Here is a 25,644-nt window from a genome sequence, read left to right as displayed (position 1 = left end):
AAGTCTTTGGCATTCGGAGTTTGTCTGAATTCGGTAACCCGATGAGGGCCCCTAGTCCAAACAGTGCTCTACCTCCAAGACTCTTACTACATGAGGCTAGCCCTAAAGCTATTTCGGAGAGAACCAGCTATCTCCAAGTTCGATTGGAATTTCTCCGCTACCCACACCTCATCCCCGCACTTTTCAACGTGCGTGGGTTCGGTCCTCCATTCAGTGTTACCTGAACTTCAACCTGGACATGGGTAGATCACCTGGTTTCGGGTCTACGACCACATACTCATTCGCCCTATTCAGACTCGCTTTCGCTGCGGCTCCGTCTTATCAACTTAACCTTGCATGTAATCGTAACTCGCCGGTTCATTCTACAAAAGGCACGCCATCACCCGTAAATGGGCTCTGACTACTTGTAGGCACACGGTTTCAGGAACTATTTCACTCCCCTTCCGGGGTGCTTTTCACCTTTCCCTCACGGTACTGGTTCACTATCGGTCACTAGGGAGTATTTAGCCTTGGGAGATGGTCCTCCCTGCTTCCGACGGGATTTCTCGTGTCCCGCCGTACTCAGGATCCACTCTGGAGGGAACGAAGTTTCAACTACAGGGCTTTTACCTTCTCTGGCCGGCCTTTCCAGACCTGTTCACTTACCTCGTTCCTTTGTAACTCCGTGTAGAGTGTCCTACAACCCCAAGAGGCAAGCCTCTTGGTTTGGGCTAATCCCGTTTCGCTCGCCGCTACTCAGGGAATCGCGTTTGCTTTCTCTTCCTCCGGGTACTTAGATGTTTCAGTTCCCCGGGTCTGCCTTCAATACCCTATGTATTCAGGTAAAGATATCATCCCATTACGGATGATGGGTTCCCCCATTCGGAAATCTCCGGATCAAAGCTTACTTACAGCTCCCCGAAGCATATCGGTGTTAGTACCGTCCTTCATCGGCTCCTAGTGCCAAGGCATTCACCGTGCGCCCTTTCTAACTTAACCAGTGTTCGGAAATCGATAAGCGGCGTATCTCTGCGTCAGCTCTCTCACTGTGCTCCTCACGTACCAACTTCGTACGTTCCGGTGCTCGTTCGGTCGCTTCCTTGATCTACTTGCTTCTCGCTTCCCTCACGGTTTGGTAAAAAGATGAGTTGGTAACACATACTTTTTACACTCGTGGTTATTACTCTTACTTAAAATAAATAAGAGAGAAAAAACTAAGATGGCGATTACTTGGTAATCTTCTTCTATATTGCATTATCTAGTTTTCAAGGAACAAGGCCGCTGATTTCAATCACATCGTGATTAGCCATCGCAGCTATTCTTCATGCTGCCTTGCGATAAGCTGAGGATTAACTTCCTCGGACTACTGCGGCGCAGGAGCAATGTATTTAAGCTAATATTCTATTTCAGAATACTAACCCAGAGAGATTGCTCTCTCAAAACTGAACGAACAAATAAAGACGTCTTTTAATGAAGATAAACTTCATTTCATCCTTAGAAAGGAGGTGATCCAGCCGGACCATCCGATACGGCTACCTTGTTACGACTTCACCCCAATCATCTGTCCCACCTTAGGCGGCTGGCTCCAAAAGGTTACCCCTCCGACTTCGGGTGTTACAACCTCGTGTGGTGGGATGGGCGGTGTGTACAAGGCCCGGGAACGTATTCACCGCGGCATGCTGATCCGCGATTCCTAGCGATTCCGGCTTCATGCAGGCGAGTGGCAGCCTGCCATCCGACCTGAGAATGGTTTTATGGGATTGGCTAAACCTCGCGGTCTTGCAGCCCTTTGTACCATCCATTGTAGCACGTGTGCAGCCCAGGTCATAAGGGGCATGATGATTTGACGTCATCCCCACCTTCCTCCGGTTTGTCACCGGCAGTCACCTTAGAGTGCCCAACTGAATGCTGGCAACTAAGAGCAAGGGTTGCGCTCGTTGCGGGACTTAACCCAACATCGCACGACACGAGCTGACGACAACCATGCACCACCTGTCACTCTGTCCCCCGAAGGGGAACGTCCTATCTCTAGGAGTGTCAGAGGATGTCAAGACCTCGTAAGGTTCTTCGCGTTGCTTCGAATTAAACCACATGCTCCACCGCTTGTGCGGGCCCCCGTCAATTCCTTTGAGTTTCAGCCTTGCGGCCGTACTCCCCAGGCGGAGTGCTTAATGCGTTTGCTGCAGCACTAAAGGGCGGAAACCCTCTAACACTTAGCCCTCATCGTTTACGGCGTGGACTACCAGGGTATCTAATCCTGTTCGCTCCCCCCGCTTTCGCGCCTCAGCGTCAGTTACAGACCAGAGAGTCGCCTTCGCCACTGGTGTTCCTCCACATCTCTACGCATTTCACCGCTACACGTGGAATTCCACTCTCCTCTTCTGCACTCAAGTCCCCCAGTTTCCAATGACCCTCCACGGTTGAGCCGTGGGCTTTCACATCAGACTTAAAGGACCGCCTGCGCGCGCTTTACGCCCAATAATTCCGGACAACGCTTGCCACCTGCGTATTACCGCGGCTGCTGGCACGTAGTTAGCCGTGGCTTTCTGGTTAGGTACCGTCAAGGTACCGGCAGTTACTCCGATACTTGTTCTTCCCTAACAACAGAGTTTTACGATCCGAAAACCTTCATCACTCACGCGGCGTTGCTCTGTCAGACTTTCGTCCATTGCGGAAGATTCCCTACTGCTGCCTCCCGTAGGAGTCTGGGCCGTGTCTCAGTCCCAGTGTGGCCGATCACCCTCTCAGGTCGGCTACGCATCGTTGCCTTGGTGAGCCGTTACCTCACCAACTAGCTAATGCGCCGCGGGCCCATCTGTAAGTGATAGCCGAAACCATCTTTCAGCTTAAGGACATGAGTCCAAAAGCATTATCCGGTATTAGCTCCGGTTGCCCGAAGTTATCCCAGTCTTCCAGGCAGGTTGCCCACGTGTTACTCACCCGTCCGCCGCTAACTTCAGGGAGCAAGCTCCCATCTGTCCGCTCGACTTGCATGTATTAGGCACGCCGCCAGCGTTCGTCCTGAGCCAGGATCAAACTCTCCAAGAAAGAGTTGATTAGCTCTTGTGTACATAATGTACATTGTTGATTCCGAAGAATCTTTTTAAACGTTGACGTTTTATTGTTCGTTCAGTTTTCAAAGAGCAATTTTATTAACTCCGCCGCTCAGAAGCGACTTTATTATCATAACAGCTTTCCACAACCGAGTCAACAACTTTTTTAAAATGTTTTTTTAAGAAGTTGTAATTCAATTGTGCGCCTCTCATGAGGACGAGATTTAATATATCATGTTCTAAATATGTTTGCAATATATTTTTTTATTTTTTATTTTATTTTTTTATACTTCATTTCTTTAATAGGTATTTATGCAAATTAGAACTTATAAGTATAGACATAATAATCAACCTTACAGAAACTATATTCTGCTTGCAATACTTCATATAGAAGAAATTTTGATCTTTTTTAAAAGATATATTTAGAAACCTGGTTAAACTGCTTTCCAAGAATCAGCCACAAGAATGCTTTATCCTTTTAAATATTATTGAAATTATTTTGTGTGGGAATCCGATCAGCTCTCCTTTCAATATAAATAATAAGAATTAAATAGGTTGAGCCAATTATATCAGTTCCTACATAATTGTTAGTAAACAACAAGAGGTTGGGATATAAGAATTTAACACTACATATAGAACCGAAAGGTAAGTAAGCTAATTTTTCTAATTTTAATTTAGAATTTTTCTTTTTAAAAATAAGTAAAATGGAGCTGAGGACACTCGACTCCTGTGGGCCATAGAGAAAAGAGTAAGACCGCGCAGAGATGGCTTAACTTGTAATTCCAAGAAATCATGGCCCGTAACGCAGAGGGAACGGGCTGATTTAAATACCCCAACCAGAACCATAAATATACTTGTTTTAGGATAGTATTTTAGTTTTGTCCCAGTCTCAATTATTTACTACTAAAGTTCTTTTAACAGATTCCATTAGGAATAGTTTTGCTGCCTTCTTCATAGAATCTATTAACTCTAGTATCTAATCTATGAAAGGGTGCACAATTAAATGGAAAACTTAGCTCTTTATTTATCAGTAGGAATGGCGGTATTCTTGTTTGCTGTCTCCTATATGGAAGCAATCCGCATTTCTAACAGCAAAGGAAAAGTTTATGGAGGAACATTTATCTTTTCAACCATGGCCGGCCTGGTCTTTTCAAGATTATCTTATTTATTCATTTGATCTCAGCATAACAAAATAGCCTTTACCTTTTAAAAGGTAAAACTGGATCCGCATTCATTTTCTTCGCAGCTGTCATCATTGTTGTATACGCCGTGCTGCTTGTTGGGATGATGACAGTTTCTATCACTTCGTTCTTGAATAGGTGATTATATATCGGGAGAGAGTGCTCTTCTATGATCATTTCATTTATATAAAAGCAATATTGCATTTCCATATAACCGTTCTATGTTTTTCTCGCCAAATGATTAACAGTTGATTCTGATTTATATCGCCCTGTATTCGAGTTACTTGACTTTTCGAGCTCGTTTCTCCTGTTTACAAGACACCTTTTTCCAGTTACTGGACCTTTCGAGCTCGTTTCTCCTGTTTATACGACACTGTTTTCCAGTTACTGGACTTTTCGGGCTCGTTTCTCCCGTTTACACGACACTTTTTTCCAGTTACTGGACTTTCCGGGCTCGTTTCTCCCGTTTACACGACACTTTTTTCCAGTTACTGGACTTTTCGGGCTCGTTTCTCCTATTTATACGACACTTTTTTCCAGTTACTGGACTTTTCGGGCTCGTTTCTCCCGGTTATACGACACTGTTTTCCAATTACTGGACTTTTCGAGCTCGTTTCTCCCGTTTACACGACACTGTTTTCCAGTTACTGGACTTTTCGAGCTCGTTTCTCCTGTTTACAAGACACCTTTTTCCAGTTACTGGACTTTTCGAGTTCGTTTCTCCCGTTTTCACAACACTTTTTTCCATTTACTGGACTTCCCGAGCTCGTTTCCCCCGTTTGCACACGACATCGTTTTCAATAACTACTGAAAAACACCTTAGAACTACTAATATATACAAAAAGCCTAAGAATACACAGCACTCTTAGGCTTTTCCACCAGAAGGATTTTTTACCAACAACAAGATCTTTAAACAGTCTTTTTCTTAAACTTCCTTTTCTGCATTCTTCTTTCATCTAATAGAAAAATGGATATCCCGCCTATTACTATTAACCCTCCAGCTATTTGAGTCCATACAAGACTTTCCTGTAATAAATAGTAAGCCAAGATCGCAGCCCCCACTGGCTCGAATAAAATAGCCATCGAAATCGTCGAAGTACTCAGCCATTGAAGTGACCAATTAAATAAAGTATGTCCTAGTAATGTCGGAACTAGAGCTAGCAGAATAAAGTACCCCCAGTCACTTGCCGGATATGGATACAGCGGTTCTCCTGCAAGAATCACATAAAAGAACAGTGTAATTGTACAAATCAAGTATACGAGAAAAGTATATGTAATAAGAGATACCCTTTTTCGAACTGTTTGACCAAACATGAGATAAGCTGTTACAAGCGCACAAGCAATCAGAGCCAATATATCTCCAAAAAGTGCTGATTCGCTTATTTTAAAATCTCCCCAGCTGATGATTACACTTCCAACAATGGCGATCATTCCGCTTAGAATTGCCTTCCAGGAAAATTTTTCTTTAAAGAAAATATAGGTGCCGATAAAAGCAAATAAAGGCTGCAGCGTAACAAGTACAGTCGAGCTGGCAACTGAAGTGTAATTCAGCGATTCAAACCATAAAATGAAGTGAAATGCTAAGAATACTCCCGCCAATGCAGAAAATACCCAGTCCCGTTTAGTAATAAGCCGCAGTTCCGGAACATACTTTAGTAAAAATACCGGCAGCATAAACAGCACAGAAAAAAACAGCCTATAAAAGGCTATAACGCCAGCAGGCGCACTAGAAAATTTCACTAAAATAGCCGAAGTGGATACCGAAATAACCCCAATGGCCAATAGCATATACGGATTTACTTTTGCATCAGACATTTGTTTTCTCCTTGATTAATCGTTGTCATTTGTGGGTAAGTACTATTTTACACTGTTTCCTAGTAAAGCAGTGAAAAAACTACACTAAATAAATTAAAAGCAGGAGATAATATGCCAGGTTTAGAAACAGAAATACTGATTAAGTTAGGAATTTCCGCTTTCCTCGGACTAGTAATCGGTCTTGAGCGCGAATTAAAGAGAAAGCCCGTTGGATTAAAAACCAGCCTTGTTATTTCCATTGTCAGCTGTCTTTTGACCATTGTATCAATTGAATCAGCTTATGTATTTACAGGCAATGATCAAATAAATATTACGATGGATCCGCTGCGGCTTGCAGCACAAATTGTATCTGGAATCGGTTTTCTGGGTGCAGGCGTTATTTTAAGAAGAGGCAATGATACAATATCAGGATTAACAACAGCTGCAATCATTTGGGGAGCTGCAGGAATTGGCATCGCAGTAGGAGCTGGGTTTTATCTGGAAGCGGCGGCTGGCGCAGCCTTGTTAATTATTTCTGTAGAGGTGATCCCTTTCATATTAAGTTTAATCGGCCCGCGGCAGCTGAGAGAAAAAGAAATACTTCTTGAATTAATGATTGAAAGCAAAGAAGACATTGTAAATCTCATTCCTGCTATAAAAGAATTAAAAATCTCCATTCAAAAAGTTCGCATAAAGGATTTGGAGGACGGCACTCATAATGTTCAGCTGCTTGTAACGGTACACTATAAAAGGCGTACAACAGATGTTTATTACAGCGTATCCAATATAAAAGGTGTTAAATTTATGGAGATTGAAAGCATGAGCTGATGAAACTCTAAGGATGGCCAAATGAGGCCACCTTTAAAGTTTCATCTCATGACCGTTCTGAAATTAGTTATGCTCTGTGGCAGTATCGTAAACTTTATAACGCATCTGAGAATCATCAGATTAAAAAGAGAATATTAAATTAATTATTTAAACACCAGTTGTAGTGAGTACACAAATATGATAAAATTCTCTTTGTCATAACTAACGGGGCATTAGTTCAGCGGGAGAATACTTCGCTGGCAGCGAAGGGGTCACCGGTTCGAATCCGGTATGCTCCATTTTACGAAAATCCTTGCACAGCAAGGATTTTTTTATATTTCTAACTTAATTGAACTATAACTAAAAAACAGCTGCCAAATTTGGCAGCTGTTTTTAATATATCCACTAGTTCAAACATCCTTAGTTATTTGCCTGGTAAAAGCAGACGCCCTTATCATTACTATAACGATATACATCTTCCGATCAGGTAATATCACGCTGTAATTACCTTTCAGCTGGAATTGTGCTGTAAACTTCTACGAGAAAATAATCCCCTGTGCTAATGTTATCCGCCGTTTCATCTCTGGCATCCAAATCATTAAAATGCCACCATTCTGAAGCCAAAGGAGTAAGTCCAGCAGACGTACAGTATAATTGCAGATTGATAGCCGCCTCATTCATCGAATCTGTATAAACAGCATTCCTCCATGCTGTATCGTTTCTTGATGTCACAGCAGATGTGAATTTCGCAGAAGCACCGCTTAATTCGTGAATAGGCGTGGGCATAGTATATTCTGTATAATCCTCTATCATGTTTACTGTGTAATCCCCTATTGAAACTTCCTTAGTTGAGTTTACTTTCGCCAGACTAACATCCATTCCGTAGCCCATTTGATGATTAGAAACACCATTTGTTATAAACCATGTTATCCCCCATGGAGCGGTATTTATGCCTTTCATCACTTCTGCATCATTATTGGCTAATTCAGTCAGTCCTTCTACTACCGCATTCTGAACAAAGAGGGGTCTAAACCCTTCATAGAGTATGAGTGAGTTCCCCTCAGACAGTGCATGCTGTTGTGCTTTATAAATCTTTTTTGACATTGAATAAAGAACAGGCATAATATATTCTTCTTTCTTAAGCCTTTCATTGTATGTCTTGCCCGAGTATAAAGCACGGTTAGAAACGTAAGGTATAGATTTACCTGACGAAGCAAATTTCGATGCGTAAGTGTTGGTGTTATTATAAATCATAGAGGGAATGACATCCGGAAGGTTGATCAGACTATATTTATGCGGTACCCAGCCAGATGACTCTCCTCGATTAACAAACCACCAATCTTTTTCTTCCTTTATAATTTCAAAACCTTCTCCAGCTTGAATCGTGTCCACAGTTTTGGAATTAGGATCCGGTGAATCTTTCAAGTTTAAATTTACAGATGCATATCCTGTAGCACCATGAACCGGAAGTTCCAATTCACCAACATATGGTTTACTTTCAGGCACTTCTTTCAGGAGAACATTCGATGCATTTTTTAAACTGTGTTCCTTTATTTCTTTTACAGAATCGTTCTCACTGTAACCATCACCCTGACTTGCGATATTCACCAATAAAGCCAGTATGAATATCACAAAACCTCCTAAAGCCAAAATTTCTAAGGCCCTATGCTTTCTATATTTAAGCATTTCTCATCTCCTCAACTAAAAATCAATCAAAAATGATATATCTAAAAAGATATAGCAAAAAAAGATGAAGAGGATAAAAAATGTAGAATCCCCATTTAATCAGTTTAGATTTCCTTCCATGTGTACCATTGTATAATGCGAATAAAGGAATTACCAGAAGTATTCCAAACCGAAATATGGATTCATATCCTAAATTATACAAACCAGGAATAATGTAGAGTATCCCCCCAATTAAGCCATAGCTGAGCATCTGCAGCTTAAAACGCCCTCTAAATATTCCAAAAAATAAGATCCAAAGGACACCTATATAGTTCCAGTCAGCAGTATATGCTAGAAGACAGCATAAAATAATTACACCTATCCTGATTACAATTGAAATGTTTGTTTTTTGACTGACAGCCAGAGCAATCAGCCCCATCAGCAATGTCCAAATCACACTCGTAGCCTGCCACCATTCAAGACCAAGAAACATCACAAATGGAAAATGCGAAATGAGAGCAAAAATAAAAAGGCGTTTTATGTATTTATTTACATTTGAAGTATAGAAATAACCTTCAGCAATTAAGTAACACATGATAGGGGCAGCAAGCCTGCCAAATGCATGGAGAATAATATGCAGAGTATTTTCGTCAGGAACTAGCCAGATGGCGGTGTGATCAACTACCATAGCAACTATAGCTATAACTTTAAGAACATTTGTGTTTAACCCTTTTGTATGTTGCAGATTCATTGAGGTTTCTCCCTTTTCAAGTCTGATTTCATCAATAAGAAGTAAAGTCTGTTCTAGCATGGCGAGTTTGTATTCATTTTTATTCAAATAGTAATTTTATTGCAGAGTTAATTACTTTGGGAGTAGTTCCAGTGTGAACCAATATGTTTTATCAGGTAAGAATACTTCAATCAATAATTGTGCTGCTTCTAGTGAATGCTGATGCATAAGAATTGTGGACTAATCGTTTTTACCCTTTTCAACAAAAACTAAACAGGTGTGACTGCTAGAATAAAGTGTACAGTTTTTGCTTGATAAGATGAAACGCTTATTTACCCAAATATACCAGCAAAAAATATCAACCTATCACTGTAAAATGATCATAGTTCATACTTGCAGTGGAGGTTAGCGAAGGTGGATAAGTGGGAAATGTACATGGAGATAAAGCAATTATTAAAGCAAGGATTTAGTCAGACAAAGATAGCTGAAAAGTTAGGGGTTTCTCGAACAACTGTTTACAGGCACTTAAAGAGATCTCCTTCGGAGATGGCGGAATGGGTTGATTCTCTTCAGTATAAAAAGAAAAAATTAGATCCATATAAAGAACTGATTTTATCTTGGTTGAGAATGCATCCGGATATGTCAGCAGCACAAGTTTATGATTGGCTTTTAGAGAAATATAAAGATCTAACTGTTGGAGAAAGTACAGTAAGAACATATGTAAAAGCATTAAGAGAAGAATACAAAATAAATAAGGAAACATCTCCTCGAATGTATGAGGCAATTCCTGATCCCCCAATGGGAGAACAAATGCAAGTAGATTTTGGTCATACGAGACAAAAAACTGTTGATAATAAGGAAGCCAAACTCAACTTTATAGCTTTTGTCTTATCACATTCTAGACAAAAGTATAAAGAGTGGTTGGATAGACCATTTACAACACGGGATGTTATACAAGCCCATGAGAACGCGTTTAAATGGTATGGAGGAATGACCAATGAGATCGTTTATGACCAAGATAGTTTAATTGTTGTTAGCGAAAATGGTGGAGATCTAATTTTAACTAAAGAATTTCAGCAGTATAGAGAATCCAGAGGAATAAACCTTCGGGTTTGTAGAAAAGCTGACCCTGAGAGTAAGGGAAGAATAGAAAATGTAGTTGGATTTATCAAACAAAACTATGCCAAACATAGAGTGTTTCATAACATCGACTCTTGGAATGAGCAAGGATGGGAATGGCTGAACAGAACGGGTAACTATAAAATACACAATACAACAAAAAAGAGACCATTCGAAGTGTTCCTCCTGGAAAAGCAACACTTAAAACCAGTCTCCCAAAATATAGATATTCAAAATAACTATGAGATAAGTATAGCAAGATGTGTTCATAAGGACAATACTATTCGTTACCAATCTAATCGGTACTCTCTTCCACTTGGAACTTATAACAAATATGAAAAAGTATGTATCAAGGAAACGGAGACTAAAGAATTAGTTATTTATATACCTGATACTGGCGAAATTATTGCAAAACATTCAATTCCCGAAGGGAAAGGGATGTTAATAAAAGATAAAAAACATAGTAGGGATCGTACAAAAGGTGTTGGAGCATTCATTAATACAGTGGCTGAGAGATTTGAAGATAAAGAACTAGCCTTTAAATATTTAGAGAAGGTTAGGGAAAAAAATCCTCGTTACATTAAAGACCAGTTGCAAATCATCTTGCGCGAAACAAAAGGTATCGATAACGAAGTACTGACTAAAGCGTTAGCAGAGTGTTTAAAAAGGAAATTATACAGTGCAACTGATTTTGGCGATATCATTGCATATGTGAAACGTCAGCGCCAGGTACATGAAACAGTTATTGATAAAAAGAAAGAAGTTAAGACTTTGAACAGGCTATCAGAATGGGTTTTAGAAACAGAAGCATACAAAAGAAAAGTAGATACTTACACGGTTTTAATGGAGGTTGAATAGCGATGAGCCAAATCCAACAATTACAAGACATAATGAAAGGGTTAAGACTCGTTGAAACTGCCAAGCATCTCCCCCATTTGATCAGAGAAGCTGAGCAAAAAGACCTTTCATTTACTCAATTCCTGTTAGATGTCACTTCTTATGAGCAAACTCGAAGAGAAGAAAAGCAACTAAACAACCGATTAAAGTGGGCAACTTTTCCTTTCAGCAAAACACTTGAGGAGTTTAATTTAAAAGAACAAAAGTCTTTAAGCAACAAACAACTAAATAGATTAAAAGATTTAACTTGGATAGAACAGCTGTACAATTTGATTTTATTAGGGCCACCAGGTGTAGGTAAAACTCACCTGGCCGTAGGCCTAGGAATAGAGGCTATTAACCAAGGGTATAAAGCGATATTCACATCAATGGGAGATTTAATTCATAACCTGAAAACAGAAGAAATCACACGAAAGTCAAAAGCAAGAATGAAAAGAATTAGAGAGGCTGATTTAGTCATAATAGATGACTTAATGTTTATGGCAATGGATCAACAAGAAGCTAATATGTTCTTTCATTTAATTAATGACTTGTATAATCAGTCTTCCATTATCTTGACCTCTAATAAGGCACCAAAAGAATGGGGAGAATTATTGGGTGATCAAGCTATAACAACAGCAATTCTAGATAGGATTCTTCACCGAGTAGAAATCATTCATTTAAATGAAGATAGTTATCGTATGAAGCATCGTTCTACCATATTTGGGGAACAAAGTGTTTCAAAATAACGAGCAAAAATTGTTTCATTCTACTTGACGGTCACAACAGGATTAAACATATTATGATACAGAAGCTTAAAACTATTAGCCAAATCAATAAAAACTTCTATATACATCGCTCTAAATAACATTGATCAAAATGATTTGGCACCTACAAGATAAATGACATTTAATATAGTTCCTGAAAGTATAATTGAGTTTACCAGCTTATAATTGACATGTTTGAAGTGAACTGAAATCTTACTTACAAAAAAAGAAATAGCTTTCTATGCTTTTACTCAAGCATAGAAAGCTATTTCTTTTAAAAGGATAGTCCGCTAATGACAACCTTCCATCTTAATATAGCTAGAATATTTTTATCGCTAACCATTTACGTTCATATTTCCGATCTTCTTAAGTCTCTAATTTTAAAGGTGAGCCTTAATGTAATTTTTGCATAAATAACTGCTATAATTAGCCACATAACGTACAACAGAATGCTGGTAAAGGAATCTCCAAGCAAGAAGTTTGGTATCATAGTGACTAAAAAGAGAAAAATAAAATAAAACGCCCAATTTCTTCTGATTTTTCCATAAAGCTCAACTTTTGAATCTGTATCTGTAAATATTCGCAGCGACTCGTCAGCACTTTTCGATTTACGGAAGTAAAACCATGTACCGTAAACACCGCCGTATTCCACAATAAACTCCCAGCCATCATCCTTAAATAACTGCAGGTAGCTTTCCTTATTGCTATCATCTAAATTTTGAAAGTCTATCTGATACTGGTAATCTCCTGGTTCCCCTTGATGAAAGTGATAGAAAGGAAATTTGTACTTTACAAAATGGAAGCCTTTAGAAGACATCTCCTCAAAATACTGCTGCTCTTCCTCAAATTGATCTACTGTATAAGGGCGAAATTTCTTTATTGTTCTTCCCATGCTACCCCCCCTAAATTATGATATAACTCCTTAATTCTTCTTGCTTCCTGCTGTAAAATGTATCGTCCAATATCAGTGATTTGATAATACTTCCTTTTTTGATCTTCATGTAAAAATTGAATAATTCCATCCCGCTCAAGTTTAGTAATGGTCCCATACATCGTTCCTGCTCCAAGCTTTATTCTCCCATTTGTTAGCTTCTCGACATGCTGAATTACATCATACCCATGCCTTACTTCCACAAAAGAAAACAATATATATGCAGCAGTTTCTGTCATAGGAAGATATTTTTTCAGTATTTTTTCTTCATCCAAATCGTCCAATAATACACACCTCGATATATCACGTCTTGATATACATTTTATATCACACCTCGATATAAACTGTAAAGCCTATTTATAGATACCTTTTAGCCTCCAGTTACGGTATCTGCATCAGAAGACATTTTTACTTAACATAAAGTATGAAACTCTTTAATCTCTGCATAATAAACAAGAGGTGATCATTGCAAATGAATAAAACATATAAGTTGTTATTGAAAAGTACCTTATTATCTAGTTTTTTTAGCTTGATTATTCTTATTTTAACGATTTATCACCACTTCCATGTGGACCAGCTCCTTAGAAAGGCTGATGCAAAAAAGCACTCAAGCTAAGAGTGCTTTTTTCTATGCAGCGATTTTTCAACAATGATAAACATCCAAAAAGGCTTCATTGTTTTTTAAAAAAATAATTGAACCTTCCTGCTTTCTTATTTGTATAGTTAGAAAAGAAAGAAAGCGAGGATGATTAGTTTGGGTACTGGATGGATTGTTTCTTTAGCTGTGGCAGGTTTTCTTATGATTTTTATTTTAGCAATAGCGATTCCAATGGACCGTAAACATGTTGTACGTGAAAACGGGAGAATTAACTATAAGAAGACAAAACTGTATTTAAGGTGGAATGTCTTTGATACACTTACATTAGGATTAGCCGTATATGCAATTGTTTGTGTTCAAGCTTTAAATTTTTTAATCTCCAGCGGTGAGAATGTTGAAAATGTTTTTGTGCAATTTTTTACGAACCAAGCACAAGTTTGGACACTAGTATCAAGCTTCTACTTAATTACTAGAGTATCTATGACATTAAAAGCCATTAAGGAACGCTGGGGCGATGAACTTGAGTGAACGAGAAGATGAGCTAATGATCGCTTATCAAAATGGGAACGAAGATGCACTTAATGATATCTATACGTTATTAAAACCTTCTCTTTATACGTTTATTTTCCGATATTCAAGAGATGAACAATTAAGTATTGATATTGTGCAAGATACATTTGTTAAGCTGCAGCATCATAAACAAGATTATGATCCCAAAAAGGGAAAACTAAAGTCTTATCTTTTTCAGATCTCTTACCGTTTAATGATTACAAAATTAAATCGCCGCAAAAAATGGAGAAGTCTTTTGCCTTTTCTTTATCCTTTGCAGCAGGAGAATTTACATCATTCAGATAGAATGACGATCCGCGATGCGGTTGCGAAGCTCCCAGAAGTCCAGCGTGCCGTTGTTTTACTATTCTATTACCATGATATGCCGCAAGATGAAATAGCTAAAATTCTCGAAATCCCAAAAGGAACTGTGAAATCAAGATTGCATAGGGCAATTACCAGTTTAAAAGAAGAATTGGAGGAAGAAGAATATGGGTCAAGATCCTTTTCATAAGGAGCATCATCTGCGTATGAAGATGGATGAATATCAAGTCGATGTGCCTGTCTTCCCAAGAAAGTCTACTAGATGGGGAAGATTCATTACTCTATTGGCTTCACCTGCACGAAACCCGCTGGAGTCACTAGTCTCTTCATCTAATGGTTTAATCATACTTACAGCAGCCCCGCTGAGTGCTGTCGGAATCGGTTTTATCCAATTATTTTTCTTATTATAGCAGCAATCATTATTCACCTTAATCACTGAAACTTTTTCTTCCTAAGTGCGTATTTAAGTTACACACAATAAAGTGGAGGATGAAACCATGTTTGAATATAAATTTATTAAAATAGAGTTAAGCACCTGGGGCAGCAAGCCTAAAGAAGATTATCATGAAATCATTCAGCAGCATGCAGCTGAGGGCTGGAGACTCGTACAAATCTTTGATCCTTCTACTAAGGGATATGGTTCATCAGCTTATTTTGAGTTGATTTTTGAAAGACCACTTACTTAAAATTGATACTAATTATTTTCACTTTTCCTTATTCATTATTTAAGATGCACTATATTTTCATATATTTATAAACAGAATGTAAAAAAGCACTCAAGTTTTAAAGAGTGCTTTTTTTAATAAACATCGGTTATATCAGATTTAAGAAAACCTATTGATTTAAACTCGGTAAATTTCCAGTCTATAGCCATTTATATATCCGCCAAATAGCAGCTTCCTTTGATCTCTTTGCATCTTTTTTTAACTGCCGTAACGATTTCAACAAGTTCTTCAGCACTTTGATAAACTTTATTTTGGTTTGTAACAATTGCGATAGATATGGAAACCAGCGGAAATTGCCGAATTACTCCTTGCCGATCTTCTGTGGTGATATACTGCTGTGAGAGATGTTCGGGGCTATAAAATTTCTTAATTAAAATATTAAAATCTTTCATTAAGTTTTCACATAACCGTTTATAGTAGTAATGCGGAACAATTGCAATAAAGTCATCCCCACCAATATGGCCCAGAAAATGATCATCCTTTTGAATATGTTCTTTCAGTAATTGGGCAACGGATTGGAGGAGCTGATCGCCTTTTTTAAATCCATATGTATCATTGTAGGCTTTAAAATGATCTAAGTCGAAATACATAATACTAAATTCATTTTGAGCTAAGGAACTTTTGATCTTTTCCTCTATTGTTGTATTTCCAGGGAGCCGTGTTAAGGGATTTAAAAAGCTTGCAAATTCTACTTGCACGTCCACAAGCTTCATTAATAACTTTTGTATACTGACAATACCAGCAAATCGGCCTTTATTCGTTACAATGACGTCATCGTAGAGGTCCTCTGCTTTTCGCTGCATCGCAAGTTTACTTACTTCAGTAATGGAATCCAAATACTCGACCGCTAATGGATCCTTTTTGAATAAAAGCTCGACTGTTCGCCCCATGTATAAGTTATACCCATATAAAGTACCAATTTTTTGATAAAAATGTGTTCTCGTTATAATCCCCACAGGTATTTCCTGGTTCACAACTACAATGCCCTGCAATTCACTATTGTTATAAAATAACTGATCAACCACGAGATTTTTTTCATATTGAGAAATACAGGGTACTTTTTCAGCGATACTACCGATATTAACTGACATTCCATCACCTTCTATACTTTCCATGCCATTTCTCTTTTTTAAATAGATTAAAAGCTATAAAACTAATTCTGGTACATTTCCTTTTGTGATATCCGGTTTCGGTCTCCCGAGTAAATACCCTTGTCCGTAATGCACACCTTGTTCTTGAATATACGCAAGTTCTTCTATTCTTTCAATGCCTTCTGCAATAATCTTTGTATTACTTCTATTTGCATATTCAAGAATCAGCGAAACTAACTGTTTTTGCTCTTCGTTTTGATCAATGTATTGTATTAACGATTTATCCAGTTTGATAAACTCTGGCTTTAGATATACTAATGTTTTTAAACTGTTATATCCTGACCCAACGTCATCAATGGCAATTCTAAAGCCCTGAGAGCGATAATGATCCAGTACTTTTTCAAATAAACAAAAATCCGTCACTGCACTTTTTTCCGTAAGTTCAAATACAACTTGTTCAGGTGCTATATTTAATTCCTTTAATAGTTGAAGTGTCTCGCCTGCATGATAATTATTATCCAACAGCACATTGGGATGGATGTTCACAAAAATCATAAGATCATTTTTTTCATCACATTCATGCAGCCGGTCAATATATCGCTTTAAGGCAAGATTCCTTAAGAAACACTCAAATAGAAACACTTGATCAGTCTGTCCAATGAATTCGTAAAAACTTTCAGTAGTCGAAAAAAATTTAGATTGTTCTGGACGATTCAGCGTTTCATACCCGATTGTATTTCCTGTTTTCAAATTCAAGATAGGCTGAAAGAAAGTATGTATTAATTCATTGTTATTTAAGAATTTTTTAGACTCCCTAAATCTCCTATAATATAGAACCTCTTTTTTCCATCTGCTATTTACATATTTTAAGTATGAGGATATAGTGCCAGATTCCATTTTAAATAATAATTGCTCATTCATTTGGTGCACCTTCTTTTAATTATAGGAATTATCTCCTATATTAAGCTTCGTTTGTTAAGTAATCGTTAAAAATAGACTAATTTTTTGTAAGGAAGATCTATTTAGTTCTCCTTGATATAGGTCTATTTATCCCTATATAAGGAACGTCAATGTCTTCTCAAGAATAGAGTAAATTGATGAACTTTTATTGATTATACTTTTATTTACTGCTTAATACGTTTATTGAGAAAGGAGTATGGCAAGATGTCTGACTCTAATTCTCCTAATAGACCCCCTAATCAGCCAAAATCATTAGACGATGCAATTGATTTACTAATAACCTCTATTTTAAATGAAGAGATAGGTGATCAGCCCCCTCAAGCCTCTGGAAACTTATCTAATCCTCCATCAACAGCATTTGTTCAGGATATTATTAATATGGCAGAAAGTATTCAAGAACCGCTGAACAGGACAACTAAGCATAATCATTTTTTCATAAAGCAGTTAGATCAACTTCTTCGTTACCGTTTAAATATATATTTTCCGTTTATTGCATTTTTTTCTTTAGGAAGTGTTGGGCCTACAGGTGCTACAGGTAGTATCGGACCTGTTGGACCGACTGGAATTACCGGCGCCACGGGCAGCATTGGACCCATCGGGCCGACTGGGGTTACTGGAGCTACAGGCAGCATCGGACCCGTTGGACCAACCGGGGTTACTGGAGCCACGGGTAGTATTGGGCCCGTCGGACCGACTGGGGTTACCGGCGCTACGGGCAGTATCGGACCTATTGGACATACCGGCAGCACTGGAGCCACAGGCAGCATCGGACCCATTGGACCGACTGGCATCACTGGAGCTACAGGCAGCATCGGACCCATTGGACCGACTGGCATCACTGGAGCTACAGGCAGCAACGGACCCATTGGACCGACTGGGGTCACTGGAGCTACAGGCGGCATCGGCGGCATCGGACCCATTGGGCCAACTGGGGTCACTGGAGCTACAGGTGGAACCGGATCCATTGGGCCGACGGGTGTTACTGGAGCAACGGGTAGTATCGGACCCATTGGACCTACCGGGTTCACCGGAGCTACAGGCAGTATTGGACCCGTTGGACCTGCTGGGGTTACTGGAGCCACAGGAAGCACCGGGCCCGTTGGACCGACTGGGATCACCGGCGCCACGGGCAGCATTGGACCCATTGGACCTACCGGCATTACTGGCCCCACGGGCAGTATCGGACCCGTTGGACCGACTGGCGTCACCGGTGCCACGGGCAGTATTGGAGCTGTTGGACCTACCGGCGTTACTGGCGCCACAGGTAGCATCGGACCCGTCGGACCGACTGGGGTTACCGGCGCTACGGGCAGCATCGGACCTATTGGACCTACCGGCATCACTGGAGCCACAGGCAGCATCGGACCCGTTGGACCGACTGGTGCCACTGGACCAATTCTTGCTACACAAGGCTTTTCAGCTCTCACGTCAGCAACGGGAGTAAACTCTTCAAGGCAGATTGGCAGCTGGACAGTAGCTGCACCTTATTTTGGAGATCCAAATTTCAATCCTGCAACTGGTACTTTCACAGTCCCTGCAACAGGTAGATATTCCATATCAGCTACAATAAATTATCAAACTACAGCTGCACTATCTGTAAGTCTTGGTACAGGGGTTAATCCAGCATTTTCTGTTGTCAGAATTAATACTAGTACCAGCTTGATAACAGGATTATTCCCTATCGTAAACTTAAGCCTAGTGCTACTTTCCATACGTACCATTTTAGGAAACGGCACTGTGACCCTAACAGGAGAAGTACAACTAAACGCGGGTGATACAATTGGATTATTTTATTTAGCAAACGGGTTAACACTGGGATTAAACTTGGGAGAGGCTTCTGGGGCTGGTATTGTCTTCTCAATGATCCGAATTACTTGATTAATACTGTAGAGCATTACTATATTCTATCCTTTGATTACTGCTAAATTCTACTATTTGTGGATATTAAAAGAGCATTGAATAAGCCTTCAATGCTCTTTTTTCTGTAAGTATTACTGGCTAAAACCTGTTATTAATTCCTTCTCTAAAACCAGGTAAATTCAAGAAAAATTGATGTGTTCAATCTTTTAACCTCATTTTCCTTTTTACATCTATTTCTCCCTTAAAAATTCTTCATTAAATTCGCCATTTCAATAGCTGCTGTTGCCGAATCCCATCCTTTATTTCCTGCTTTTGTTCCTGCTCTTTCAATCGCTTGCTCAATGGTATTCGTTGTTAGTACACCAAAAATAACTGGTATGCCCTCTTGCATATTGATTGCAGCAACTCCTTTAGATACCTCACTGCAAACATAATCAAAATGAGGAGTAGCTCCGCGAATAACTGTTCCGAGTGTTACGATGGCATCATATTTCTGAGATGCTGCCATTTTCTTTGCAACCAATGGTATTTCATACGCTCCAGGCACCCATGCCACCTCAATATTATCATCACTTACGCCATGTCTCTTTAAAGCATCTTCAGCTGCTCCCAGCAATTTACTTGTAATAAATTCATTAAACCTAGAAACTACAATTCCTATTTTAAGATCCGTACCTATTAAATTACCTTCATGTATAATTGTCATTTATATTCTCCTCGAATTTTATTTTTTATGTTCAAATATATTATCTTTAAAAAAGATGCCCCATTTTTTCTTTCTTCACTTGCATATAAAATGCATTCTCTTCTCTAACCGGCATCTGAATAGGCATACGGTCCGTTACCTTCAATCCATGCCCTTCAATTCCTGCAATTTTTCTTGGATTATTCGTTAAAAGGCGAATGGATGAAAGTCCTAAATCACGTAAAATTTGAGCACCTATTCCATAGTCGCGCAGATCAGGAGCAAAGCCAAGCTTTTCGTTTGCTTGAACCGTATCATACCCTTCTTCCTGAAGCTTATATGCCTTCATTTTATTGACGAGGCCGATCCCTCTGCCTTCCTGCCTCATATAAAGAAGAACTCCTTGACCCTCCGCTTCAATTTGAGCCATTGCAGCGTGAAGCTGCGGCCCGCAGTCACAGCGAAAAGAGCCAAACACATCACCAGTCAGGCATTCAGAATGTACTCTAACCAGGACATCTGACTTTCCTTTGACCTCTCCTTTGACAAGTGCAATATGCTCTTGGCCAGTCAGAACTTCAGTAAATGTCACCGCTCTGAACAAACCGAAATCGGTTGGCAAAGAAATCTCCACCACTTTTTCAATTAACTGCTCTTTTTGACGGCGATAAGCGATCAATTCTTTAATTGTTAAAATCACCAAATCAAACTTCTCAGCCATATCTTTAAGCTGTGGTCCTCTCGCCATCGTGCCATCACTATTCATAATTTCGCAAATAACACCAACAGGTTCAGAGCCGGCTAATCTGGCTAAATCAACAGCGGCCTCTGTGTGCCCTGCCCGTTTTAATACGCCTCCTGTTTGGGCAATAAGCGGGAAAATATGACCTGGTTTTTTAAAATCTTTCGCCGCAGCAGAGGTTTCCATCATTTTTTGAACAGTTTCAGAACGTTCAAATGCAGAAATGCCTGTATGGCTGGAAGAATGATCAATGCTAATTGTAAAGGCTGTTCCATGAGAATCTGTATTTTGTGCTGTCATTAAAGGCAATTCAAGCTGCTCTGCCTTTTCTTCAGTAATTGGAACACAGATAAGCCCTTTGCCCTCCGTTGCCATAAAATTTATCATTTCAGGTGTTGCAAATTCTCCAAGTGCGATAAAATCACCTTCATTCTCGCGCTGTTCATCGTCCACGACAATGATGGCCTTCCCCTTCTTTAGCTCTTCTATTGCTTTTTCCACTGAAGCATACATGCGTCCGCACTCCTTTTTATAAAAAGCCATTTCTTGTCAGCATTTCAGCTGTCAGATTAGTAGTTGTTGTATTTTCATAACGAAGCAGTTTTTCCGTATATTTGGCTAACATATCACATTCAATATTTACAAGGTCACCCACTTGCTTAGATCCTAATATAGAGTCCATCTGTGTTGTTGGTATAAGGGAAATAACAAAGTGGTCTTCATGCACATCAAATACGGTTAGGGATGTACCGTCAACAGCAACCGAACCTTTTAGTATGAAGTAACGCTGCCATTGTTTTGCAATTCCAATTTCCAAATATAGAGCATTACCTCTGTGATTAATTCTATTAATTTTTCCAGTTGCATCGATATGACCTGATACAATATGACCGCCAAATCGGCTGTTCGCTAGCATTGCTCGTTCGAGATTCACTCTATTGCCATCATATAAGGTATGAAGAGCGGTAGATTTTAACGTTTCAGGCATAAGATCGGCAGTGAAAGAATTGGTTTCATATGACGCAACCGTTAAGCAAACTCCGTTTACGGCAATACTGTCACCAATCTTTACATCTTCAAGCACCTTCTCACATTGAACGGTGAGTTTCATTGCGTCCTCTTCATGATGTATGCCTGAAATTATACCGATTTCTTCTATTATTCCAGTAAACAAGAAGCAGATTCCTCCCTTTGAAACTGTGCATGCAGACGTAAATCTAGTCCGAATGTTTGCATATCCAAAATATGCAAATTCTCACTATCTTTCATCCAGTTTCTTTTTTCGCTGCTAAAAAAGGATATTCCATTCCCAATAAGTTTTGGTGCAAGATATAAGTAAAGTTCGTCCGCCAGGTTTTCATCAATAAAACTTGAATGAACACGGCTTCCCCCTTCTACCAATAATGTCATCACACCAATACCGCCTAAACACTTTAATACTGACGGTAAAAAAGCCTGCGACATCGGAATAACTTCTATATGAACAAAATGAGAGTCGTATTGCTTAATTTGCTTTTCCAAAGGAACTTGCGTAAAAATAATCGTCTTTGCAGCTTCGTCAGTTACGACATTTGCTGTATTTGGCGTCTTTAGGCGCCGGTCTAAAACAATTCGAATGGGATTCTTTCCACCATGGGGCAAACGGGTGGTGAGGAAAGGGTTATCAGCAATAACGGTTTGTGCACCTACTAGGATGGCATCATGGATATGGCGAAGATAATGGACATCTTCCCTAGCTTCTCTGGAAGTGATCCATTTGCTGTCTCCTGATGATGCAGCAATCCGGCCATCGAGAGTGGCGGCTGCTTTTAAGGTGACATATGGAGTACCGTATTGGATATAGTGAAAAAATGCTCGGTTTAAAAATGCTGCCTCTTTTTCTAAAACGCCTGTGACTATTTCAATTCCTGCTTGTTTCAGCTGGGATATTCCTCTTCCTTTTACTAAAGGGTTCGGATCCGTACAGGCAATTACAACACGGCGAATACCACTATTTATAATGAGATTTGTACAAGGAGGTGTTTTGCCTCTATGTGCACACGGTTCAAGGGTGACATAAAGATCTGCTCCTTTTGCACGATCATGCGCCATTGTAATGGCATGGACTTCTGCATGTGGCGTCCCGGCTTTTAGATGCGCACCAGTACCTATAATCTGGCCGTCTTTCACACAAACAGCACCAACAAGAGGGTTTGGAGATGTTTGACCCTCAGCAGCTATCGCTAGTTCAAGCGCTATTCTCATATAATATTCATCATTCAATCGCACCCCTCCTTTTAGAAACGGCAAGCATAAATTAGAACAAGGACATACTGAAGAAACCTCTTGCAGGAAGAATGACACTTCCTTTTCTTCTGCAAAAGATAAACTAATCAGCAAATAGAAACAACTTTTAAAAAAACTTAGAAAGTTGTTTAACTAGTCCCATGATCTCTTGGCCAGCCTCTGCAAATAACATATAGCAAATAAAAACTTGATCTTATATCCATTCGGAAAAGACAAGCTTCTCTAAAAGAGGGCAGATTTCACCTGAGCATTGTACATATAAAAGACAACTTCTCCCATCCAGACTTTCACTGTCGGTGCCGGATTTACACCAGCTCCACCGAATCCAAAGGAATCCGGGTCACGGACTAACGAGGCATGCACGCTCGATCACCGCCGGTAAGGATTTCCACCTTGCCCCGAAGTGTTTTCTATGTACGTTTATAATTTAGCACATATATTCACTAAATCATATTTTTTTACTCACTTTGCTAACTATCAGAATATTCCCTCGCACTTGGGATCTCATCTGAACTTCGAATAATAAATACACAAAAAAACCGCCATCTGCAATTAGGCGGTCATCTCTTACTTTAGATTAAATTTGGCGGAATCTGTTCATCTCTTCCTTTTACAACCGCTGGAGGTGTGTCAAATATATATTCTGGAGCAGGCTTTAACTTTGGTTTATTCGCAAGAGGGACCGGGTTTTCTACATAATTAAATGTTCCAAGTCCATCCATGCTCTTACCGTGTGCCCAACGCCCTGTTGCACTTTCGTTTCCTTCTGAGAAGTTAAATAATGTATAAGCAACTTCCTGCTTTTCTAATTCACGCGGGAATGTACTAGGTACGACAACATTTTCTTTTGCTTCTAATTCTTTAATAGCTGCAATCCATTGATTTTGGTGCATCGTATCACGAGCAATTAACCAGGATAGCATATCTTTAACTCCGCGATCATTCGTAGCAGCATAAAGTCTTGAAACCTGCAGACGGCCTTGAGACTCTGCTGTTAAATTCATTCTAAAGTCAGCCAGTAAGTTACCGCTTGCAATAATATAATTTGCTGTCCAGCGGTTACCCATAGCATCTGCAGGCATGGCACCTAACCCAGAAACGATGGCATGCTGCGGGTTCATACCGCCTAAAATAGCACCAATAACCGGATCTTTGGCAGCAGTTTCTAAATCGCCAACAGGCGCTCCATCCAAAAGGCGTGCGATCATTGTTGCAAGCATTTCAATATGTGCAAGCTCTTCTGCACCAGTATCCATTAATAAGTCTTTATATTTTCCATTACCTCTTAAATTCCATCCCTGAAATAAATATTGCATGGCTACAGAGATTTCACCCCATTGACCGCCTAGCACTTCCTGAAGCTGACGAGCAAAAATCGGATCAGGTCTTTCCGGCTTTGCATGATATTGCAGTTCTTTTTTATGAAAAAACATAGACACACCCCTATTTATTTGTCTTAACAGAAGCAGTATATTGTAGCATTTAAATGGATGTGTATGTCCCGGGGAAACAAACCTTCTGAATCATTCAATTTCTTCATAATTATTCCTAAAGTTATAATTTTATAGAAAAACTGAGTATTTTCGTCATAAGTTGCTGTTTTCCACGAAAATTCGACTTAAACGGCCTCTGCTAATTTTTTTGCAGGAATATAAAATGAATAGAAAGACCTATAAAAGTGGAGGAAATCTTCAATATGACTGTTGAACATGTTGAATACAATGGAGAGAAATACGAGGTACTCTTTAAATATCAATCTGGATACTGGGAACTGCTGGACCACCAGACCGGACAGGTGATCCTTGTTCATCATTCCGAAATAAAAGGAACTCATCTAAAGTGATAAGCTCCGTAAGATTTAATACATTATATATTTTTAAGAAAACAAAAGAATCTGCCCTGTTTCTTGTAAGGTAAAAGCGCGTAAATCGAGTGAGATCAGTTCAGCGATTACTTTATTCTTAATTTTTGCCCTATATAAATGGTATTCACGTTTTTCAGCGTATTCAGAGCACTAATAGCCTGAATAGAAGTTCCATATTTTACAGCAAGTTCTGAAAGTGTTTCACCTGCTGCAACAAGATGATAAACAGCCTGTTTGTCTATAGGTGCATGATCGTTGGGATTAATCCAGGAACCGGGTACCCCTTTTGTCATAGTAATATTAATCATCCCTTGGCTTTCATTAAAAACAATATATGTTCCTTCCTTAATGACCGTCCTTTGACTTGTACGTGATTTGGCATTGTCAGCTGTGAAGTAACCGGGGATAGCTTGTACAACTTTATAATATTTTTGAGATTGTGAAGCTGGCGTCTGAATCTGAGAAGGATGAATGGCAAGGTCATATTTTGTAAGGTTATGAGATTCGATAATGGTAATCAGCTTTTGTGCATAGTCAGGATCTGTAGCATAACCTGCAGATTGAACAGCGTTGGCAGCAGTACGATAATTACTCTCCCCAATAATGAGTTTATATTTATGTCGATCCCAGGATACTCCTTTTAAATAGAGATTGGCCAGATCTTGAAACGACTTATACCAGCTTGGATACTTTCTGAACGCAGCCAGTATTTCTACCTTTTGCCCTTTGACTACTTCCCAAGTTGGCATTTCCACAGACTGGCCGTTGTATGATCCCTTAATGCCGAATAAGTTCTTCCCTTCTTGTGCAAGCTTACTCTTTCCCCACGCGGATTCTAAAATAGCCTGGGAAATCAGCAAAGAAGCTAAGATATTGGATTCCTCTTGTACTCTCTTGGCATACGGAGCAATTTCTGCTATAAATGTCATTCAAAAACCTCCTTTAATTCTATAATATGAAAATTAAGTGAAAACAGACAGGGTAATTAGGAAGGCATTTTGCCTCTTTATATTAAAAAACGAAATGAAACCCTTTCATTTTAATATAATCCTACTTCA

The 25,644-nt window shown here is 39.4% G+C and carries 23 protein-coding genes, 1 tRNA gene, 2 rRNA genes and 1 riboswitch (1 of these 27 running past the window's edge); of the genes, 11 read left to right on the top strand and 15 right to left on the bottom strand.

The window, feature by feature from the left end; all coding sequences use genetic code 11:
- Both A6754_RS05425 and A6754_RS05420 read right to left on the bottom strand, forming a co-directional pair.
- Positions 1-978, bottom strand: a 23S ribosomal RNA gene (locus A6754_RS05425); it reaches 1,956 nt to the left of the window's first position.
- 499 nt (positions 979-1,477) lie between these two features.
- Positions 1,478-3,027: ribosomal RNA gene (locus A6754_RS05420) — 16S ribosomal RNA — on the bottom strand.
- Together the 16S and 23S rRNA genes form the textbook arrangement of a ribosomal RNA operon.
- Positions 3,028-4,035: 1,008 nt before the next feature.
- Here A6754_RS05420 and A6754_RS22905 point away from each other — a divergent pair.
- The gene (locus A6754_RS22905; RefSeq protein ID WP_180320194.1) at positions 4,036-4,209 is read left to right on the top strand and encodes a hypothetical protein; all 174 of its coding nucleotides are present in this window, start codon (positions 4,036-4,038) and stop codon (positions 4,207-4,209) included.
- Between the two features lie 913 nt (positions 4,210-5,122).
- On the opposite strand, the gene A6754_RS05415 is transcribed toward A6754_RS22905, so the two are convergent.
- Positions 5,123-6,028, bottom strand: coding sequence for a DMT family transporter (locus A6754_RS05415; protein ID WP_066442874.1), 906 nt, complete (start codon positions 6,026-6,028; stop codon positions 5,123-5,125).
- Between the two features lie 111 nt (positions 6,029-6,139).
- On the opposite strand from A6754_RS05415, the gene A6754_RS05410 reads away from it, so the two are divergent.
- Both A6754_RS05410 and A6754_RS05405 read left to right on the top strand, forming a co-directional pair.
- Positions 6,140-6,835 carry an MgtC/SapB family protein gene (locus A6754_RS05410; RefSeq protein ID WP_066442873.1) on the top strand — a complete coding sequence of 232 codons (696 nt, stop codon included), beginning with the start codon at positions 6,140-6,142 and terminating at the stop codon, positions 6,833-6,835.
- Positions 6,836-7,041: 206 nt separating this feature from the next.
- Positions 7,042-7,113 (top strand) — tRNA-Ala (locus A6754_RS05405).
- Positions 7,114-7,318: 205 nt separating this feature from the next.
- Here the strand turns inward: A6754_RS05405 and A6754_RS05400 are convergent.
- Together A6754_RS05400 and A6754_RS05395 are read right to left on the bottom strand one after the other, a co-directional pair.
- Positions 7,319-8,500 (bottom strand): M15 family metallopeptidase, encoded by a 1,182-nt coding sequence (locus A6754_RS05400; RefSeq protein WP_066442872.1) that lies wholly within the window; start codon positions 8,498-8,500, stop codon positions 7,319-7,321.
- A gap of 22 nt (positions 8,501-8,522) precedes the next feature.
- The gene (locus A6754_RS05395) at positions 8,523-9,230 is read right to left on the bottom strand and encodes a TraX family protein (protein ID WP_066442871.1); all 708 of its coding nucleotides are present in this window, start codon (positions 9,228-9,230) and stop codon (positions 8,523-8,525) included.
- A gap of 393 nt (positions 9,231-9,623) precedes the next feature.
- Between A6754_RS05395 and istA the strand changes: the two genes are divergently transcribed.
- Positions 9,624-11,186, top strand: coding sequence for an IS21 family transposase (istA, locus tag A6754_RS05390; RefSeq protein ID WP_016205450.1), 1,563 nt, complete (start codon positions 9,624-9,626; stop codon positions 11,184-11,186).
- A gap of 2 nt (positions 11,187-11,188) precedes the next feature.
- Positions 11,189-11,953 carry an IS21-like element helper ATPase IstB gene (gene istB / locus A6754_RS05385; RefSeq protein ID WP_025909801.1) on the top strand — a complete coding sequence of 255 codons (765 nt, stop codon included), beginning with the start codon at positions 11,189-11,191 and terminating at the stop codon, positions 11,951-11,953.
- Between the two features lie 367 nt (positions 11,954-12,320).
- Here the strand turns inward: istB and A6754_RS05380 are convergent, their stop codons facing one another.
- The gene (locus tag A6754_RS05380) at positions 12,321-12,863 is read right to left on the bottom strand and encodes a DUF2812 domain-containing protein (protein WP_066442870.1); all 543 of its coding nucleotides are present in this window, start codon (positions 12,861-12,863) and stop codon (positions 12,321-12,323) included.
- Positions 12,848-13,186, bottom strand: coding sequence for a PadR family transcriptional regulator (locus A6754_RS05375; RefSeq protein WP_066442869.1), 339 nt, complete (start codon positions 13,184-13,186; stop codon positions 12,848-12,850). Before A6754_RS05375 ends, A6754_RS05380 begins: the two co-directional genes overlap by 16 nt.
- Before the next feature lie 470 nt (positions 13,187-13,656).
- Between A6754_RS05375 and A6754_RS05370 the strand changes: the two genes are divergently transcribed.
- The 4 genes from A6754_RS05370 (at position 13,657) to A6754_RS05355 (ending at position 15,059) form a co-directional block, all read left to right on the top strand.
- The gene (locus A6754_RS05370) at positions 13,657-14,028 is read left to right on the top strand and encodes a group-specific protein (RefSeq protein WP_082851615.1); all 372 of its coding nucleotides are present in this window, start codon (positions 13,657-13,659) and stop codon (positions 14,026-14,028) included.
- Between the two features lie 16 nt (positions 14,029-14,044).
- Positions 14,045-14,563 carry an RNA polymerase sigma factor gene (locus A6754_RS05365; RefSeq protein ID WP_156495850.1) on the top strand — a complete coding sequence of 173 codons (519 nt, stop codon included), beginning with the start codon at positions 14,045-14,047 and terminating at the stop codon, positions 14,561-14,563.
- Positions 14,541-14,783, top strand: a complete 243-nt coding sequence (locus A6754_RS05360; protein WP_066442866.1) for a hypothetical protein — start codon at positions 14,541-14,543, stop codon at positions 14,781-14,783. Before A6754_RS05365 ends, A6754_RS05360 begins: the two co-directional genes overlap by 23 nt.
- 87 nt (positions 14,784-14,870) lie before the next feature.
- The gene (locus A6754_RS05355) at positions 14,871-15,059 is read left to right on the top strand and encodes a DUF4177 domain-containing protein (protein ID WP_066442865.1); all 189 of its coding nucleotides are present in this window, start codon (positions 14,871-14,873) and stop codon (positions 15,057-15,059) included.
- A gap of 188 nt (positions 15,060-15,247) precedes the next feature.
- On the opposite strand, the gene A6754_RS05350 is transcribed toward A6754_RS05355, so the two are convergent.
- Both A6754_RS05350 and A6754_RS05345 read right to left on the bottom strand, forming a co-directional pair.
- On the bottom strand, positions 15,248-16,213 hold the full coding sequence (locus tag A6754_RS05350) for a GGDEF domain-containing protein (protein ID WP_257297416.1): 966 nt from the start codon (positions 16,211-16,213) through the stop codon (positions 15,248-15,250).
- A 30-nt stretch (positions 16,214-16,243) separates the two neighbouring features.
- Positions 16,244-17,110 (bottom strand): EAL domain-containing protein, encoded by an 867-nt coding sequence (locus A6754_RS05345; RefSeq protein WP_066442864.1) that lies wholly within the window; start codon positions 17,108-17,110, stop codon positions 16,244-16,246.
- Positions 17,111-17,353: 243 nt separating this feature from the next.
- Here A6754_RS05345 and A6754_RS23090 point away from each other — a divergent pair, with 243 nt between their 5' ends.
- Positions 17,354-19,027, top strand: a complete 1,674-nt coding sequence (locus A6754_RS23090; RefSeq protein WP_082851614.1) for a collagen-like domain-containing protein — start codon at positions 17,354-17,356, stop codon at positions 19,025-19,027.
- A 223-nt stretch (positions 19,028-19,250) separates the two neighbouring features.
- Here A6754_RS23090 and ribH read toward each other — a convergent pair whose 3' ends face one another.
- The 5 genes from ribH to A6754_RS05315 all read right to left on the bottom strand — a co-directional run bounded on the left by ribH (position 19,251) and on the right by A6754_RS05315 (position 24,155).
- Positions 19,251-19,715: a 6,7-dimethyl-8-ribityllumazine synthase gene (gene ribH, locus A6754_RS05335; protein ID WP_066442863.1), complete on the bottom strand. Its 465-nt coding sequence runs from the start codon at positions 19,713-19,715 to the stop codon at positions 19,251-19,253.
- 46 nt (positions 19,716-19,761) lie between these two features.
- The gene (locus tag A6754_RS05330; protein ID WP_066442862.1) at positions 19,762-20,949 is read right to left on the bottom strand and encodes a bifunctional 3,4-dihydroxy-2-butanone-4-phosphate synthase/GTP cyclohydrolase II; all 1,188 of its coding nucleotides are present in this window, start codon (positions 20,947-20,949) and stop codon (positions 19,762-19,764) included.
- Between the two features lie 16 nt (positions 20,950-20,965).
- Complete coding sequence (gene ribE, locus A6754_RS05325) at positions 20,966-21,610, bottom strand: riboflavin synthase (protein ID WP_066442861.1); 645 nt, start codon at positions 21,608-21,610, stop codon at positions 20,966-20,968.
- A complete protein-coding gene (gene ribD / locus A6754_RS05320) occupies positions 21,595-22,698 on the bottom strand; it encodes a bifunctional diaminohydroxyphosphoribosylaminopyrimidine deaminase/5-amino-6-(5-phosphoribosylamino)uracil reductase RibD (RefSeq protein WP_066442860.1) in 1,104 nt (367 codons plus the stop codon). Before ribD ends, ribE begins: the two co-directional genes overlap by 16 nt.
- Before the next feature lie 287 nt (positions 22,699-22,985).
- A riboswitch (FMN riboswitch) is annotated at positions 22,986-23,132 on the bottom strand.
- Positions 23,133-23,294: 162 nt separating this feature from the next.
- Positions 23,295-24,155: a manganese catalase gene (locus tag A6754_RS05315; protein WP_066442859.1), complete on the bottom strand. Its 861-nt coding sequence runs from the start codon at positions 24,153-24,155 to the stop codon at positions 23,295-23,297.
- Between the two features lie 263 nt (positions 24,156-24,418).
- Between A6754_RS05315 and A6754_RS22685 the strand changes: the two genes are divergently transcribed.
- Positions 24,419-24,565, top strand: coding sequence for a hypothetical protein (locus tag A6754_RS22685; protein ID WP_156495706.1), 147 nt, complete (start codon positions 24,419-24,421; stop codon positions 24,563-24,565).
- Positions 24,566-24,672: 107 nt separating this feature from the next.
- On the opposite strand, the gene A6754_RS05310 is transcribed toward A6754_RS22685, so the two are convergent.
- Positions 24,673-25,515, bottom strand: coding sequence for a glucosaminidase domain-containing protein (locus A6754_RS05310; protein ID WP_066442858.1), 843 nt, complete (start codon positions 25,513-25,515; stop codon positions 24,673-24,675).
- Positions 25,516-25,644 lie beyond the last annotated feature (129 nt).

This window comes from Cytobacillus gottheilii (assembly GCF_001636345.1).
In the GTDB taxonomy this organism is placed as follows: Bacteria; Bacillota; Bacilli; order Bacillales; family Cytobacillaceae; genus Cytobacillus; species Cytobacillus gottheilii.
The sequence above is the reverse complement of the archived record's forward strand: the minus strand, read 5'-3'. Positions and strand labels throughout refer to the sequence as shown.